Annotated in this window: 12 protein-coding genes and 1 pseudogene; 5 read left to right on the top strand and 8 right to left on the bottom strand. The window is 41.5% G+C overall.

Features of this window, described 5'->3' with window-relative positions; all coding sequences use genetic code 11:
- Nucleotides 1-327: 327 nt before the first annotated feature.
- The 3 genes from FTU92_RS08365 (at nt 328) to FTU92_RS08355 (ending at nt 3,254) form a co-directional block, all read left to right on the top strand.
- On the top strand, nt 328-507 hold the full coding sequence (locus FTU92_RS08365) for a hypothetical protein (RefSeq protein WP_004975807.1): 180 nt from the start codon (nt 328-330) through the stop codon (nt 505-507).
- Between the two features lie 10 nt (nt 508-517).
- Nucleotides 518-2,014 carry a hypothetical protein gene (locus FTU92_RS08360; protein WP_179991234.1) on the top strand — a complete coding sequence of 499 codons (1,497 nt, stop codon included), beginning with the start codon at nt 518-520 and terminating at the stop codon, nt 2,012-2,014.
- 94 nt (nt 2,015-2,108) lie between these two features.
- A complete protein-coding gene (locus tag FTU92_RS08355) occupies nt 2,109-3,254 on the top strand; it encodes a hypothetical protein (RefSeq protein ID WP_104852938.1) in 1,146 nt (381 codons plus the stop codon).
- Between the two features lie 140 nt (nt 3,255-3,394).
- Here the strand turns inward: FTU92_RS08355 and htpG are convergent, their stop codons facing one another.
- The 5 genes and pseudogenes from htpG to FTU92_RS08330 all read right to left on the bottom strand — a co-directional run bounded on the left by htpG (nt 3,395) and on the right by FTU92_RS08330 (nt 9,480).
- Nucleotides 3,395-5,311: a molecular chaperone HtpG gene (htpG, locus tag FTU92_RS08350; RefSeq protein ID WP_004975801.1), complete on the bottom strand. Its 1,917-nt coding sequence runs from the start codon at nt 5,309-5,311 to the stop codon at nt 3,395-3,397.
- A 94-nt stretch (nt 5,312-5,405) separates the two neighbouring features.
- Nucleotides 5,406-5,750: a lysozyme inhibitor LprI family protein gene (locus tag FTU92_RS08345; RefSeq protein ID WP_180096072.1), complete on the bottom strand. Its 345-nt coding sequence runs from the start codon at nt 5,748-5,750 to the stop codon at nt 5,406-5,408.
- A 172-nt stretch (nt 5,751-5,922) separates the two neighbouring features.
- Entirely contained in the window at nt 5,923-6,543 is a 621-nt protein-coding gene (locus tag FTU92_RS08340; RefSeq protein ID WP_136144749.1) for an OmpW family protein, read from the bottom strand.
- 572 nt (nt 6,544-7,115) lie between these two features.
- Complete coding sequence (locus FTU92_RS08335; protein ID WP_180050052.1) at nt 7,116-8,492, bottom strand: Na+/H+ antiporter family protein; 1,377 nt, start codon at nt 8,490-8,492, stop codon at nt 7,116-7,118.
- Between the two features lie 91 nt (nt 8,493-8,583).
- Nucleotides 8,584-9,480, bottom strand: a pseudogene (locus FTU92_RS08330) (alpha/beta fold hydrolase).
- 121 nt (nt 9,481-9,601) lie between these two features.
- On the opposite strand from FTU92_RS08330, the gene FTU92_RS08325 reads away from it, so the two are divergent.
- A complete protein-coding gene (locus FTU92_RS08325; protein ID WP_180062036.1) occupies nt 9,602-10,087 on the top strand; it encodes a DUF4442 domain-containing protein in 486 nt (161 codons plus the stop codon).
- Between the two features lie 208 nt (nt 10,088-10,295).
- On the top strand, nt 10,296-11,147 hold the full coding sequence (locus FTU92_RS08320; protein ID WP_096902328.1) for an alpha/beta hydrolase: 852 nt from the start codon (nt 10,296-10,298) through the stop codon (nt 11,145-11,147).
- Between the two features lie 102 nt (nt 11,148-11,249).
- On the opposite strand, the gene FTU92_RS08315 is transcribed toward FTU92_RS08320, so the two are convergent.
- From FTU92_RS08315 to rpoC, 3 genes are all read right to left on the bottom strand, one after another.
- On the bottom strand, nt 11,250-11,606 hold the full coding sequence (locus FTU92_RS08315) for a DNA transfer protein p32 (protein WP_096902329.1): 357 nt from the start codon (nt 11,604-11,606) through the stop codon (nt 11,250-11,252).
- A 109-nt stretch (nt 11,607-11,715) separates the two neighbouring features.
- The gene (locus FTU92_RS08310; RefSeq protein WP_180096070.1) at nt 11,716-12,276 is read right to left on the bottom strand and encodes a hypothetical protein; all 561 of its coding nucleotides are present in this window, start codon (nt 12,274-12,276) and stop codon (nt 11,716-11,718) included.
- A gap of 151 nt (nt 12,277-12,427) precedes the next feature.
- On the bottom strand, nt 12,428-16,627 hold the full coding sequence (rpoC, locus tag FTU92_RS08305) for a DNA-directed RNA polymerase subunit beta' (RefSeq protein WP_096902331.1): 4,200 nt from the start codon (nt 16,625-16,627) through the stop codon (nt 12,428-12,430).
- Between the last annotated feature and the right edge of the window lie 26 nt (nt 16,628-16,653).

Here is a 16,653-nt window from a genome sequence, read left to right as displayed (position 1 = left end):
TTACGCGTTTTATCCACTAATTTTAGCTGTATTAATCTCTCCCATTTCTCTCCCCAAACAGCAGTCTAAAGCAGGCTGCTGTTTGTTTTTCTAATGCTAAATTTGCTTTAAATCGTCCATGCAACATCTAAAAACTGTGTTCTACCCAATTGCTAATACTTTTTTGGCACTGCGATTTAAATTTTTTTGATTATTTTTCATATAAAAAGCGCATTTTTTGTCAATAATGTCTAAAAAAGCACAAAAGCTGACAATTTTTAGCATGTATTTTTTAATTAAATCCATATAATTAAAGTGATTTTGTTTTCATTGCTATAGCAGATGCCTATGCAACAACTTCAAGCACTTATACAAAGAAAAATTCCACCTCAAGCGATTGAGGTCAGCCATTTAATCGAATTAGCCAAACGCTATCCTCAACCACAATCGGCAGAATATAAATTGATTGAATTGGCTCTGAATATTGTCTTGGCAGATTATTTGGAAAAAGCACAACAACATATTTAAGTATGCATCAATGAATACACTAGAAAAATCACTGTTGATTAAAGAATTACGCGACTTAATTGATGCTTTAACGCATAAAAGACTCAGTCTGTATGAAACAGCCAAAGCCAAAGCACGCATTAAAGAAATTTTTATGCTGTGCGATAAACCGATTTTTCAAAAACAGTTGCTCACATTTAAAGCCTCACAAAATCCAATTCAAACTGCGGTAACTTTTGCAGAACAAAGTTTATATGCACAATCTTTTCGTGGCGTATTTACACAACTTGAAGCACTTGAAACAGCACTTTATCAACAGCCTGAAGCAGGTTGGGCGATTTTGTATCAACCGAGAGCAGGTTGGCAAATTTGGTTAATTCCTGCTGCAGACCGCACTGCTCTGCTAAGCGAATTTCAAGATTTAGAGCAGGTCTATCGCTGGATGTTGGAACAGCAGCAACAGTATCACTGCCTTCAAACCGATGCAGAACTGAAACAAGCTGCAGTTCTAGAAGCTGCGCAAACTCAGCCAGTCTTTGTCACTGCAGACTTGGAAGAAAATAAAGCTGTAGATTCGCCAATTCAATTTGAATTCATTACAGACCACATCGCTACAGAAGAAGTTGCCTCGTCTGATACTCAAGTTTTGGACGTGGCTAAAGATGAACTTACAATTGAACCGACAGCAGACCAAACGATCATTTCCAATGCAACATTGGATATAACTCAGCCTGATGCAACGACAATAGATACTGCCCAGATGACGGCTGGCACGCAAAAACCAAGCGTCAACCCAGCTTATAATCTATTGTTAAGCCAATATAGCTGCCCAATTTCTGCGCTCAATCTTAGTCAAAATGAGTCAGCACAGTTGTATCGGGTCTTTTTGCCTGAAGCGCCAGAAGTCACGCAATATGCCGATGTATTGGTGCATTTGTCTGATCCCGAAGAAGATCAGCAACAGGTGTTGGCGCGTGCGGTATATTTGGCAGAACAAACCAATACGCAAGGACGCTTTATTAAATATGTGGTACTGCTTGGCGCATTAGATCAAATGCAAGCGATTCGTTTGACTCAAAACTTTTGCCAACAGTTTGAACATGAAATTGCAGCAATACGTGAAATTTCTTGGGAAAAATTACAAGAACATTTATTTGATTTCGATCAGCTTTTTCAATGCTATAGTCATGATGCTCAAATCGTGTGGCAGCAAGAGCATTATTTTCCTTTCATTCCGATACAGCACATTCAAACTACTAAGTTTATTCAGTTTGAAGAAAGTGAAGCACAGAGTCATACCCCTTTGATTTTACTGAAAGAACGACAAAAAATTCGTGTGATTCATGGTCAAAAGCGCTTACAACTGTCCCGTACTGAACAAGCTATACCGCACATTTTATTAGATCGACAACAAGGTATTAGTTGGCAAATGATTCAAAAAGTCATCTCCCAATTACAGCAACCGATTGATGCTTTGCAGTTATGCCAAGCACTTCAAATGTATCAAGAAAAAGAGGTTTCTGCCTAAAAACTGCCGTTTATATTATGATTTTGTAGCCAAGTCTTGCTTTTATCTCATAGATTTTCAACACTAACAAAAATGGCTTAAAGATCAGTAAATAATGTCAAGAATAAAGCACACATCGCCTTTTATATTAAGCTGTCTCTTAAGTGGGGTCGCAGGCATCACTTTTGCACAAGAATCAACTCAAGCAGTGGATCAAGCCCATACGTCACTGCCACCTTATGAATTGCCTGTCGCTCCGCCAAGTGCAGTAGATAAAAGCAGTTTTTATTACACGATTCCACGTTGGATTGATGCTACACCGACGGTGTTACCCGAACAATCCAATGAACCCATTGTACCTGCCACCGCAGAAACGGAACATTTAACTTGGTTCGATCAACGTCAAAAAAATATTCGCAACTGGGCAGATAAAACAGCACATAAACTGGATAACTGGTTTGGTGAACCAAGTCCTGAACAGCCTGCCTCAGCCACTTTGCGGGTTTTGGTCGATAGCAGTTGGGATAAGCATAATGAATATGAAGTCAAACCTCGTATTCGCGGGAAAATCAAACTGCCTACGCTTGAAAATAAACTCAGTGTGGTCTTTGGTGATGACTCGCTCGATAACGAATTGCAAAATAACGTCGCCATTACCAACGAAAACCCAGCGCATGATGCAGACAAAACTGTAGACAGCAAACGTAGCCGTGAAGACAACAGTTCTCTGGCATTACGTTGGTCGAACTTTGCCGAGCGTCTACCTTTTGAAACAGATGTCGATTTAGGGGTACGTTCTGGCGATGATATTTATCTGCGTTTAAAAGCCTCTAAAGACTGGACTTTGGAAAATGATTTCTCTTTTCATGCCGAACAAATTTATCGTTATGGCATCGACAGTGAAAATTATCTCAGAACCAACTTGGAGCTCACGCACGCACGCCCCAATCAGGCTTTCTTGTCCAATCAATTTAGCCTGACCTATGCCGATGAACAAGATGATGATTTGGTTTGGGACAACTACACCTTTAGACAACATCAATTCTTTGCAGGCAACCGCTTTAACTATGGCATTTATACAGGCGGTTATTATCACGATGATGACTTACGTTTAAATCGTTGGGGGCCATTTGTCTCTTGGCGTCAACCATTTTTACGTGAATGGTTCTTTATTCAGGGCGATGTCAATTATTTAAATGATGATCGCGCAGATCGTAATCATTATCTCGGTGCTTTAGTGCGTTTAGAAGCCATTTTCTAAACAGGTAACATCTACAATCAAGCCAAATTAAAAAACCAAGTCTTGCGAACAGGACTTGGTTTTTTTGCAAGATGATCTTGCAAGATGACGATGCATTATTTGTACAACGCATCATCGATCATGTTCATGCGAAAGCAGACTTACTTTAACAGTAAGCTATTAATACGTTTCACATATTCCGCTGGGTCTTCAGGCAAGCCACCTTCAGCAATCACAGCTTGATCAAAAATCACATGCGCCAAATCATCAAATTGATTGGAGTCCTGTAATTTTTTCACCAAAGGATGCTCTGGGTTGATTTCCAAAATTGGCTTCATATCAGGTACAGCTTGCCCTGCATCCTTCAACATACGAATCAATTGTGGTGACAGTTCACCTTCACCTGTTACCAAACAAGCAGGGGAATCAACCAAACGTGTAGTCACACGCACTTCTTTGGTTTTACCGCTTAAAGATGCAGACAATTGCTCAACCACAGGTTTAAATTGTTCTGCAGCCGCGTCTAAAGCTTTCTTCTCTTCAGCATCTTGTAGATCGCCTAAATCAACCGCACCTTTAGATACGTTTTGCATTGGCGTGCCATCAAACTCCTGCACAAAGTTCATCGCCCACTCGTCTACGCGTTCTGCCATCAACAACACTTCAATGCCTTTTTTCTTAAACAACTCCAACTGTGGAGAATGCTTTGCTGCGTTCAAGTTGTCTGCCGTAACGTAGTAAATGGCTTTCTGACCTTCTTTCATTCGCGCTTTATAGTCCGCCAATGAGGTACTGATGTCATCATTACTTGAAGTAGCGTAGCGTAATAATTTCAGGATACGTTCACGGTTGCCAAAGTCTTCGCCTAAGCCTTCTTTTAAAACTGAACCAAATTCTTGATAGAATTGCTTAAATTTTTCTTGGTCTTTTTCATCTTCAGACTTGGCTAAATTGTCCAACATGGTCAACACACGACGGGTATTGCCTTCGCGGATGGTTTTCACATCACGGCTTTCTTGCAATAACTCACGGCTCACGTTCAATGGCAAATCGGCGCTGTCCACCACACCTTGTACAAAACGTAGATAGTTCGGGATCAGGTTGTCTGCCTCATCCATAATAAATACGCGCTTCACATACAATTTAATCCCCGCTTTGGCTTCACGAGTAAAAATGTTGTGCGGTGCTTTACTTGGCACATACAACAACTGAGTGTATTCAGTACTGCCTTCAACACGGTTATGCGCCCATGCCAATGGTGCGTCAAAATCGTGGCTGAGGTTTTTATAAAACTCAATGTACTGTTCTGCACTAATTTCGTTTTTATTGCGCGTCCACAACGCACTGGCCGAGTTAATTGCTTCCCACTCATCAGTTTTCACATACTGACCTGCTTTCGGTGTTTCACCTTCAGCTGCTTCTTCTTGCTGCCATACTTCTTTCTGCATTTGAATTGGCAAACTGATGTGATCAGAGTATTTATTGATGATCTGCTTAACTTTGTAGCTTTCTAAATAATCCAGCGCATCTTCACGCAAGTGCAGAATAATATCGGTACCCCGTTCTGCTTTGTGAATTTGCTCGACATCAAACTCGCCAGTACCCGCACTGCTCCAACGCACGGCTTCATCTGCAGCCAATCCTGCACGGCGTGATTCCACAGTAATTTTATCTGCCACGATAAAACCTGAATAGAAACCCACACCAAATTGACCAATCAATTGCGCATCGGCTTTTTGATCGCCCGTCAATTTTGACATAAAGTCTTTGGTGCCCGATTTGGCAATGGTACCCAAATGCTCAATCGCATCCTGCTGACTTAAACCAATGCCATTGTCTGAAATGGTCAGGGTTTTCTTGTCTTGATCTAAGCGGATACGCACACGTAAATCTGGATCATTTTCATAATATTCAGGATGGTTGATGCCTTCAAAACGTAATTTGTCGCAGGCATCCGATGCGTTAGAAATCAGTTCACGCAAGAAAATTTCAGGGTTGGAATAAAGAGAATGGGTCACCAAATGTAATAACTGCGCCACTTCGGCTTGGAAACTGTGTTTTTGGCTGTGCTCGCTCATTCATCACTCCTTAAATTCATAAACATGGTTATTGTTGGATGTGTTAATGAATTGGAGTGATTGCCTAATTTTTCAAGCCTAAACCCAGAAAAATTTAAAAAGGTGCACGTTGATAGACCTGATTTAAATGATCCTCTAATTTCTGCTGACGCAAATTATACACTTGGGTTAAACAATCGACGGAAGCGCCACAACGATCACGCAACTCTAACCAGCGAAATTGTTCATCACGAATTTGTGAACGCGTCCCCATGGCGACCAAACGGCTGACGATACGATAGGTGGTTGCCATTTTCACATCGGCATCATTAACCGCACGATGTTCACAAATGGCATACTCCGTTTGTATTTTGGCTTTCTCACAAGAAAAACTCGCCGCATGCCCCGCGACACTCAGCATTAAACCAACACCCACAAGCCAACCGTATTTTATCAACATGAATCAATTCCTTCTTTATCGTTCTTTACTTTATCTTTCAGACTGTAAATGAACATGGCACATGCACTCAATTTTTTCATTCGATTCATTTGTTATTTTTTGCAATAAAAAACCCCATCATAAAGATGGGGTTGCGCTGATTTTTATTATTATAAAGAGCTACGTTTTATGATTAGAATTTGTAGCTATAACCGATGGTATACACCATTGGGTCGATGTCTAAATCAAACTTAGCCGCCGTTGCACCTGCAGCCGTTTTAGCAGTTACTTCTGGACTCAATTGTGCATAACGTGCATCAAAGAACACACCCCAGTTTTTCGCATCAGCTGGCTGGAAGTTAAAACCAACTTGACCTGCAAAACCAAAGTCTTCTTTAACTTTTACATCCAAAGAAGCTAAAGCACCTGACGTTTTTTCATCCCAAGCAACAAATGCTGTACCACCCACCCCAATGTATGGGGTAAAACCAGTTGAGTTTTTAAAGTGATATTTTGCAGTTAGTGTTGGCGGTAAGTGCTTAATTTTTACAACATCATTACCATTTAGAGCTACATCATGACTAATTGGTGCAGCCAATAAAAGCTCTGTAGAGATATTGTCATTAAAGAAATATTCTACTGAAGGCGTAAATGCATATTCATGGTCAGCCTCAAAAGTACCAAGTGCAGGGTTTGTAACATTCGTATCAGCAGTTGGAGAAATAACAGAACCACCAACTTTAACTTGCCATTGACCAGCCATTGCAGAAGCAGACATACCCATTAATGCAATTAGAGCAACTTGCTTTAACATTTTAAAACCACCTTTAGAATAAAAATCTTAACGCTTAATTAATATTAAACATGACTGCTATTAATATGCAACACATATTAAACATATATTTTAAATTATTTTACAACTCATTCATTATTATATAAATTTACTTTAAATAGACCAAATTACTTGGTTTTAAAACCCTAGTTAATTAATAAAGTTTATATTATTATTTCCCGACTATATTACTCAATTTTATTTAAAATTAAATTAAAATATCTATTTAAAATACATCTTATATTTATTTAAAAATTAAACAAATTTATTTTAAATTGATTAATTCACTCAGAATTTTCTATTTTTAAATCATAGAAAATCAATAAAAATTATTAAAATTAAATAAAGAGAATTAAAATCATCTTCATTCTAATATTAGAAGTTGATGACAACGAAAAATGGATCATTTTGTTAGAGAGTTTGAATTTTGTATTGGGTTTCAATCGGCAGATGTAAGGATGAACTTGAGGAAGATTCTTCTTGTCGTTTTAGCACGATGCTGCAACGTGCCCAACCTATTCTGAACACGTGTGCTTACAAATTTTGGTGATGATTTACAGCACCATCGCTGCAATCCAGCCAAAAATCATCAGTGGAATATTAAAGTGAATAAAAGTCGGTACCACACTGTCTTTCATGTGGTCGTGCTGCCCATCCATATTTAAACCCGAAGTTGGCCCCAAGGTTGAATCCGATGCTGGAGAACCCGCATCTCCTAAGGCTGCTGCTGTACCAATAATCGCAATGGTTGCTGCAGGGCTAAAACCGAACTGCAAACATAAAGGCACATAAATAATCGCTAAAATAGGCACGGTAGAGAAAGATGAGCCAATCCCCAAGGTGATTAACAAACCAATCAATAACATTAAAAATGCAGCCAAAGCTTTGCTATTGCCAATCCATTCCACCGACGCTTCTACCAAAGCAGGCACTTGATTAGTAGCTTCAATCACTGAAGCGAAACCTTGTGCAGCAATCATAATAAAGCCGATGAGTGCCATCATACGCATACCTGTAATGATCACATCATCTGCTTCTTTCCATTTGAAAATTCCCGCACAGCTTAAAATGGCAACACCCACCAAACCTGCCAGAATCATCGAATCTGAATACAATTGCACCGCCAAGGTTGCAATAATCGCAAACACTGCCATCCACAAGGTAAATTTTGCAATCTGAGGCGCTTGTAGGGTTGGCGCGGCGGTATTTGCATTGAGCTCACTCGAAATGCTTTGGGTACGCTCTACCTGCACATCTTGATAATGTCGAGGCTTACGATAGCTCACAAACAACGCGATCAATAGCCCAATAAACATCCCAAACACAGGAATAAACATGGCAGCAGGAATATCTTCATTTTGAATGGCAAAACCATACGGAGCACCAAAGGTGTTGATATTGTGCGCCAAAATATCATTCAGAAAGATTGCACCGAAACCCACAGGAACAAACATATAGGTGGCAACCAAACCAAAAGTCAGCAAACAAACCACTGCACGACGGTCTAGGTTTAAATGATTGAAAACACTTAATAAAGGTGGAATCAATACAGGAATAAATGCAATATGTACAGGGATTAAGTTTTGTGAAAATACCGCTGCCAAAGCCACAGTAAAATAAATCAGATATTTAACGCGGTTCTGTACCTTAGTATTACTGCCACCTGTTAAAGTGCGAATCAGCTTATACGCCAATAAGTCTGGCAAACCTGAACGTGCCAAAGCCAAAGCAAATGCACCTAAAATACCGTAAGCAAGAGCAATTTTAGCGCCACCACCTAAACCATTATTAAACGCATCTAAAGTGCCTTGTAAGCCTAAACCAGCCAGTAAACCACCTGAGACTGCACCAATAACCAAGGCAAAAACCACAGGCACACGAGCCAACGACAATCCGAACATGATTGCAATGGCAGCAAGAATTGCGAACATAAGAGATGAAAATTCAAAAAAGAAGCTATTTTATCAGAGATTATGCAGATTGGAGTTGACCAAACATTCAACTCCGACAAGCGTTTCTGATTTAAATTGCTGCAGCATGTGAATTTGCATGACCTAAAGCAAAATCACGGATGGCAGTAGCAACTGCTTGCGGCTGACTAAGAATCGCCCAGTGATTAGCTGCCAATTCCACACGTTGAAAATCATCTACCCAAAGCGACATTTCATCAATCAATTCAGCACCCACAAATTGATCATATTTCAAGACAATAGCTTGCACAGGACAAATTGCATAACGTTGACGCGGCTTTAATAAACGTGGGATAAAATTGGCACGATATAAATTGACGCCATAGCGCCCATCTTTGCGGATATTAGGATTGATCGCAATATCTTGATCACGTTCTAAACGTATCACCACCTGACGCCATTGTTCAGGTTGAAAAAACTGCCAAACTGTAGGTGCAAGTGCAGGAAGTTGAAAGGCGGCAATATACCAAGATTTACGCATTTGTTTGAAAAATTTAATTTTATTTTCAGAAAACTGCTTACGCATCCAGAACGCTGCATGATCCAAACATGGGCCTGAAATACTGCTGTACGATAAAATTCGTCCCTTTAATTCTGGATCCGTCACTGCTTCCCAAGACTGAATTGAACCCCAGTCATGAGCTGCCAAGTGAAATGCACGCTGCCCCAAAACGGCATTAGCAACAGCCATTAAATCTGCAGCCAATTGAGCCAAGCTATAGGCACGAATGGATTTGGGAATGGAGGATTGTCCCGCACCACGTACATCGTACATCGTAACTCACCACATAAAAATCTTGCACCAACACGGCAATCACCCGTTCCCAGACTTCTTGGTTATCTGGATAGCCATGCACCAAAATCAGTGCAGGTGCTTTTTTTCGCCCCAAGTTTTGACATAGAGCTGTTGTCGATCAGAGGTTTCAATCCATTGCGTTTGCGCTTGCATATACATCTTTTTTATTTTTATTCACCTTTGTTGCACTCAGCATAACAAAACATGCCATATTGATGCCTAAATTTTAGACTAATATAAGGCATCCAGACTTGAAAGATATAGTTAAAATCATATGAATCTGCTTAAAAAACTACAAAGTATTCCACTTATTTCTAAATATTTTTTAAATCGGTACCCACCCTATCGGGGTGCAGGTATTGAAATTGATCAAATCGATTTAGCCAACCACCATGTCCGTGTCAAAATGCCACTCACTCGCAAAAATCAAAATATTGTCGGCGTACATTTTGGCGGCAGCCTCTATTCCATGGTAGATCCATTTTATATGTTAATTCTGATGCATCACTTGGGTTCAACATATATTGTTTGGGATAAAGCGGCAACGATTCATTTCCTCGCCCCAGGACGCAGTACGGTGTATGCCGATATTCGCCTGAGTGCCGCTGAAGTCGAGGAAATCAAACAGATCGCAGAAGACTATGCTCCTCTGACACGTCAATATACGCTCAATATTATCGATGAATCAGGTGTACGAATTGCAGAAGTGCATAAAACGTTATATATCCGACGTAAAAAGCCCAAAGCCGTAGCAACGTAATTTTTAGCTCACATAAAAACGCAGAATCTAATGATTCTGCGTTGTTGGTAATATTATTTTAATCAAAAGACAAAAAGATCAATGTCACCGACAAACTTCTCTACTCTTTTTGAGCAGGTATGAATTAATTAACGTATTACTGTTGATACATCAGTGGATCATAAAAATTATAAACATTGATAGTATTTAAAATTAAAGGATCATTAAAATGAAAAAAAATCTTGTGCCAATCTTTTCCCTACTTTGTTTCTATTCATCGACATCCCTCCATGCTTTGGTGCCGAATACATTTACCAAAGTCCAGACTTTGAAAAATGTGGCTTATGGATCTCATCCTCAACAAGTGATGGATGTCTATTTCCCTGCCAAAGTACTCACAGATCAAACACCAGCCCCGCTCATGATGATGGTCCATGGCGGTGCTTGGAAAATGGGTGATAAAAATCATGCTGCTGTGGTCAAAAATAAGCTGAGTTACTGGACCAAGCAAAACTGGATTTTTGTGTCTATCAACTATAGATTAGTTCCAGATGTGACCGTACAGCAGCAAACTCAGGATATCGCCCAAGCGCTTATTTATATCCAAAATCAGGCACCGCATTGGCATGCTGACTCAAAACGCTTGGTGCTGATGGGACATTCTGCGGGCGCACACCTGGTCAGTCTATTAACCGTTCGCCCCCATTGGCTGGCACCCCAGCCACAGCCTTGGCGTGCTACAGTTGCTTTAGATAGCGCGGCTTATGATATAGAAAAGATAATGCAAACACGTCATGCACGTTTTTATGATCAAGCCTTTGGTGATCAACCTTCCAACTGGAAAGCCCTTTCTCCGATAGCTCAGCTACATCAAGCTTTACCTGCATTTCTCGCGGTGTGCTCAACCATCCGTGCAGATCAACCCTGTACTCAAGCTCGACAATTTATTCAACAAGCACAGAAATTCGGAACTCAAACCCAGTTATTGCCTGTCCGACTTTCACATGCTGAAATCAACAAGTCATTGGGACAAAATAATGCTTATACTCAAGCAGTCAATCAATTTATCCAAACGCATTAATTTTTCAGCTAGCGCATAAAAAACGCAGAATCATAAGACTCTGCGTTGGATGTACTGAAATATAAATACTTCAGTAGGATGGCATGGCTGTTCGTATTCAGATTAACGCTTTTGCTCGATGGCTGCACCAGCACCACCACCAACAGCACCACCGATTGCAGCGCCTGCATTACCACCTATCACTTCTTTACCTAAAATTGAACCAATCGCACCGCCAATTCCACTATAGGTTGCGTTACGGTTAGAACCATCTTGGGTTTTACTTCCAACTGCTGCACCTGCACCTGCGCCTGCTGCTGCACCAACACTACCACCTACGCTGTTACCCGCTGCGCCACCAACGGCACCACCTAAAGCTGCTGCACCAATACGCTGGTCATTTGAACTCATGCTCTCACAACCCGCCATTAACATGGTCGATACAGTTGCAACTGCCAATACGCTAAATACTTTTTTCATCGCGATGTCTCCCCGCTGTTGTTGATTTTAAGTGTAGTGCATCTTGCGGCATCAACTTTGAAAAATCTGTTACCAAGCACAGTAAGATATGAGTATTTCTGTAAAATGCTTAAGGCATCATAAAGGATTCTGTACCCTCTTCTTCAAGTACCACCACATCACGTGTGGTTTTACCATCTTCAGTAAACACAGCATGAGAAACTGTTTCTTTGCTTTCAGACGTTTTGACCCGATCCAGTTTTAATGTGCGATGAATTGGCGCCTGCCCCTGCTTATATTCCATGCCTTCTGCATCAATCGTTTTCACTTCAGAAATGACTTTACCATCCTGCTTTAGGGTTTTATTCAACTCAATTTTTGAGGTTGGTACAATCACCCCACCTTTTTGAATCACAGGAATACCCAATTGTTTCTCTGAAAACTGTGCTTGATCATCATCAAAAACAACTTCCTTTGCCACAATATCTTTACCCTGATTGCTCATTTCAAAAATCGTGGCTTCTACATGGCGTATAGGCTTTTCACCTGTCACTGTACGAATCACTTCAGTTTTTAGAATAGGCACAATGGCTTTGTCTTTCACCACAATGCTGTTTGGCATTGGTGCAGCCGAAACAGACACACTCAGTAGCATTGCCGATAAACACAGTGTCAGTCCTCTAAATTGCATAAGCTATCCCCTTAGTTTTCTTGATATTTTTAAATTGTTCTTAATTCACTATATGCAATATTGCGGCTTTATTAAAGCAAAATATGCAACTAAAACGTTGGCAAAAAAAAGACGCCTCGAAAGGCGTCTTTAAATGATGCTTTAAAACGAATTAGAGATCGTTAAATTCATCGCTAAATGCTTGGCTTAATGCTTGATCTACATCAGAGAAATCATTCACTAATGCCAATTCAGCAGCTTCAGCTTCTTGACGACGACGCTCTAAGTGGTAAGCAAGACCCGTACCTGCTGGGATCAAACGACCCACAACAACGTTCTCTTTCAAGCCACGTAAATCATCTTCTTTACCTGTTACAGCCGCTTCAGTTAACACACGTGTAGTTTCCTGGAACGATGCAGCAGAAATGAACGAGTCTGTTGAAAGCGATGCTTTGGTGATACCCATCAATTGACGTTCAAACTTCGCTGGGAACTTGTTTTGTGCAAGTACAGCTTGGTTTTCTTGTACCACGCGAATGTAATCCACTTGTTCGCCTTTGATGAAGCTCGTATCGCCACCATCGGTGATTTCAACTTTACGCAACATTTGACGCACGATGACTTCAATGTGCTTATCGTTAATTTTTACACCTTGTAAGCGGTAAACGTCTTGAACTTCGTTCACGATGTAGTTGGTTAATGCCACTTCACCTTTCAAGCGTAAGATGTCATGTGGGTTTTGTGGACCATCAGAAATGGTTTCACCACGGTTCACATGCTCACCTTCAAACACGTTGATGTTACGCCATTTTGGAATCAACTCTTCGTAAATCTCAGAGCCATCATCTGGTGTAATCACTAAACGGTTCTTACCTTTGGTTTCTTTACCAAAGCTCACGATACCTGACACTTCTGCAAGAATCGCATGCTCTTTTGGTTTACGTGCTTCAAATAAGTCTGCAACGCGTGGTAAACCACCGGTAATATCACGAGTACGTGAAGATTCTTGTGGTACACGACCAATAACGTCACCCACACCGATATTTTCGCCATCACGGACAGAAAGAATCGTGTTCTGTGGCAAGAAGTAGAACTGTTCGCCACCATCCACAGTGTCTAATACCACAGCAGGACGTAAGTCTTTACCTGACGCAGGACGTGAAGTCACTGGCAAGATTTCAACTGTGGTCATACCTGTTGCATCATCAGTTTTCGAGGTTGCAGTCACGCCATCAGCAATTTGGCTGAAACGGATTTTACCCGCAACTTCGGTCACAAGTGGATGCGTGTGTGGATCCCAAGTCGCCACAATACCGCCAGCTTCTACCGCTTCGCCATCTTTGAGCAAGATTGACGCACCGTATGGCAGTTTATAACGCTCACGCTCACGACCTAACTCATCGGCAATACCAATTTCACCTGAACGTGAAACAGATACCAAGTGACCTTTAGCGTGTTGTACAGTTTTCACGTTATGGAAACGTACTGAACCTTTGTTACGCACTTGTACGCTATTGGCTGCAGAAGTTCGGCTTGCCGCACCACCCACGTGGAATGTACGCATGGTTAACTGTGTACCTGGCTCACCAATCGATTGAGCAGCCATTACACCCACAGATTCACCTGGATTCACCAAGTGACCACGTGCTAGGTCACGACCATAACACTTCGCACATACACCAAAGGTCGATTCACAAGATACCACTGAACGTACTTTTACTTCATCGACACCTTGCTCTTCTAAGAAGTTAGCAAGTTTTTCATCAATGAGTGTGTTACGTGGCAGAATAACTTCGTCTGAACCCGCTTTCTTCACATCTTCTGCAGTTACACGACCTAATACACGCGTACCAAGGTTTTCAATGACATCACCACCTTGAATGAATGGTGTCATCACTAAACCGCCATAAGTACCGCAATCTGGCTCAGTAATTACCAAGTCTTGTGCAACGTCAACCAAACGACGTGTCAAGTAACCTGAGTTCGCTGTTTTCAATGCGGTATCGGCCAAACCTTTACGCGCACCGTGAGTTGAAATGAAGTACTGAAGTACCGTCAAACCTTCACGGAAGTTCGCTTTAATTGGCGTTTCAATGATCGAACCATCTGGTTTCGCCATCAAACCACGCATACCCGCCAACTGACGAATCTGTGCCGCACTACCACGCGCACCTGAATCCGACATCATGTAGATCGAGTTGAATGATTTTTGCTTCTCGTCTTCACCCTGTTTGTTTTTCACAGTTGTGAATGACAAGTTGTCCATCATCGCTTTAGCAACTTGGTCGTTGGTACGTGCCCAAATATCGACCACTTTGTTATAACGCTCACCCGCAGTTACGAAGCCTTGCTCGAACTGTTGTTCAATTTCACGAACTTCAGTTTCTGCTTTTTCAATAATTGCTTGTTTTTGTGGTGGAATAACCATGTCTTCCATACCCACAGAAACACCTGAACGTGTCGCTTGACGGAAGCCCAAGTACATCAATTGGTCTGCAAAAATAACCGTGTCTTTTAGACCTAATTTACGGTAGCAAGAGTTGATTAACTTTGAGATGTTCTTTTTGTTCATCTCTAGGTTAATTTGCTCGAAGCTTAAACCTTCAGGCACAACTTCCCAAAGCAAGCAGCGACCTGGTGTCGTATCTACAACAATAGTTTGTTGCTCACGCTCACCATTTTCATTGATTACGGTTTGGTGTACACGTGCTTTTACGCGAGCGTGTAAGTCAACTTGACCCGTTGCAAGTGCACGGTTTACTTCGTGCGTATCTGCAAACACCATGCCTTCACCTTTGGCATTGATTGCATCACGCGTGATGTAATACAAGCCCAACACCACGTCCTGAGATGGTACGATGATTGGTTCACCGTTCGCAGGAGACAAGATGTTGTTGGTGGACATCATTAAAGCACGCGCTTCTAATTGCGCTTCAAGCGTTAATGGTACGTGTACCGCCATTTGGTCACCGTCGAAGTCGGCGTTAAACGCAGCACAAACGAGTGGGTGTAGACGGATGGCTTTACCTTCAATCAGGATCGGTTCAAATGCTTGAAGACCCAAACGGTGAAGTGTAGGCGCACGGTTCAACATCACTGGGTGTTGACGAATCACAGAGGCAAGTACGTCCCAAACTTCTGGGGTTTCGCGCTCAACCATTTTCTTCGCAGCTTTAATGGTGGTAGCTTGACCTGAAGCTTGTAGTTTCGCAAAGATGAATGGCTTGAACAGTTCAAGTGCCATTTTCTTCGGAAGACCGCACTGGTGTAAACGTAGGTTTGGACCAACGGTAATCACCGAACGACCTGAATAGTCAACACGCTTACCAAGTAAGTTTTGACGGAAACGACCTTGCTTACCTTTGATCATATCTGCCAAAGATTTAAGCGGACGCTTGTTTGAACCTGTGATTGCACGACCACGACGACCGTTATCTAACAAGGCATCAACAGACTCTTGTAACATACGTTTTTCGTTACGTACGATGATGTCTGGCGCTGCAAGGTCAAGAAGACGCTTCAAACGGTTGTTACGGTTAATCACACGACGATAAAGATCGTTCAAGTCAGACGTCGCAAAACGACCACCTTCAAGTGGAACCAACGGACGAAGATCTGGTGGAAGTACAGGCAGTACATTCATCACCATCCATTCTGGCTTGTTGTTCGACTCTTTGAACGCTTCCATCAACTTCAAACGCTTAGACGCTTTTTTCAGCTTAGTTTCTGAAGTTGTTTGTGGAATTTCTTCACGTAAACGAGCAATTTCAGCTTCAAGATCGATGTCTTTTAACAAGTCTTGAACTGCTTCAGCACCCATTTTCGCAGTGAATTCATCACCATGCTCTTCTAGAGCATTGAAGTATTCTTCGTCATTGAGAAGTTGATATTTCTCAAATGGCGTCATACCTGGGTCAGTAACCACATAAGATTCGAAATACAATACGCGCTCGATATCACGTAAAGTCATATCAAGTAATAAACCAATACGGCTTGGTAATGATTTCAAGAACCAAATGTGTGCAACTGGAGAAGCGAGTTCGATGTGACCCATACGCTCACGACGAACTTTTGCAGTCGTTACTTCAACGCCACATTTTTCACAAATGACGCCTTTGTATTTCATACGCTTGTATTTACCACACAAGCATTCGTAATCTTTTACTGGACCAAAAATTTTGGCACAGAATAAACCATCACGTTCAGGCTTAAACGTACGATAGTTAATGGTTTCTGGCTTTTTAACTTCACCGTGAGACCATGACTTAATCATTTCTGGTGACGCAAGACCAATACGGATGCGGTCAAACTCTACTGGAGCATGACCGTCTGAATCCGTCTTTTTGCGCATGATATCGAGCAAGTCTTTCAATTTTTTTCTCCGTGTGCTGGGAGGCT

It is taken from the genome of Acinetobacter sp. YH12205 (assembly GCF_013418125.1).
In the GTDB taxonomy this organism is placed as follows: Bacteria; Pseudomonadota; Gammaproteobacteria; order Pseudomonadales; family Moraxellaceae; genus Acinetobacter; species Acinetobacter towneri.
This window is presented reverse-complemented; position numbering and strand designations above follow the sequence as displayed.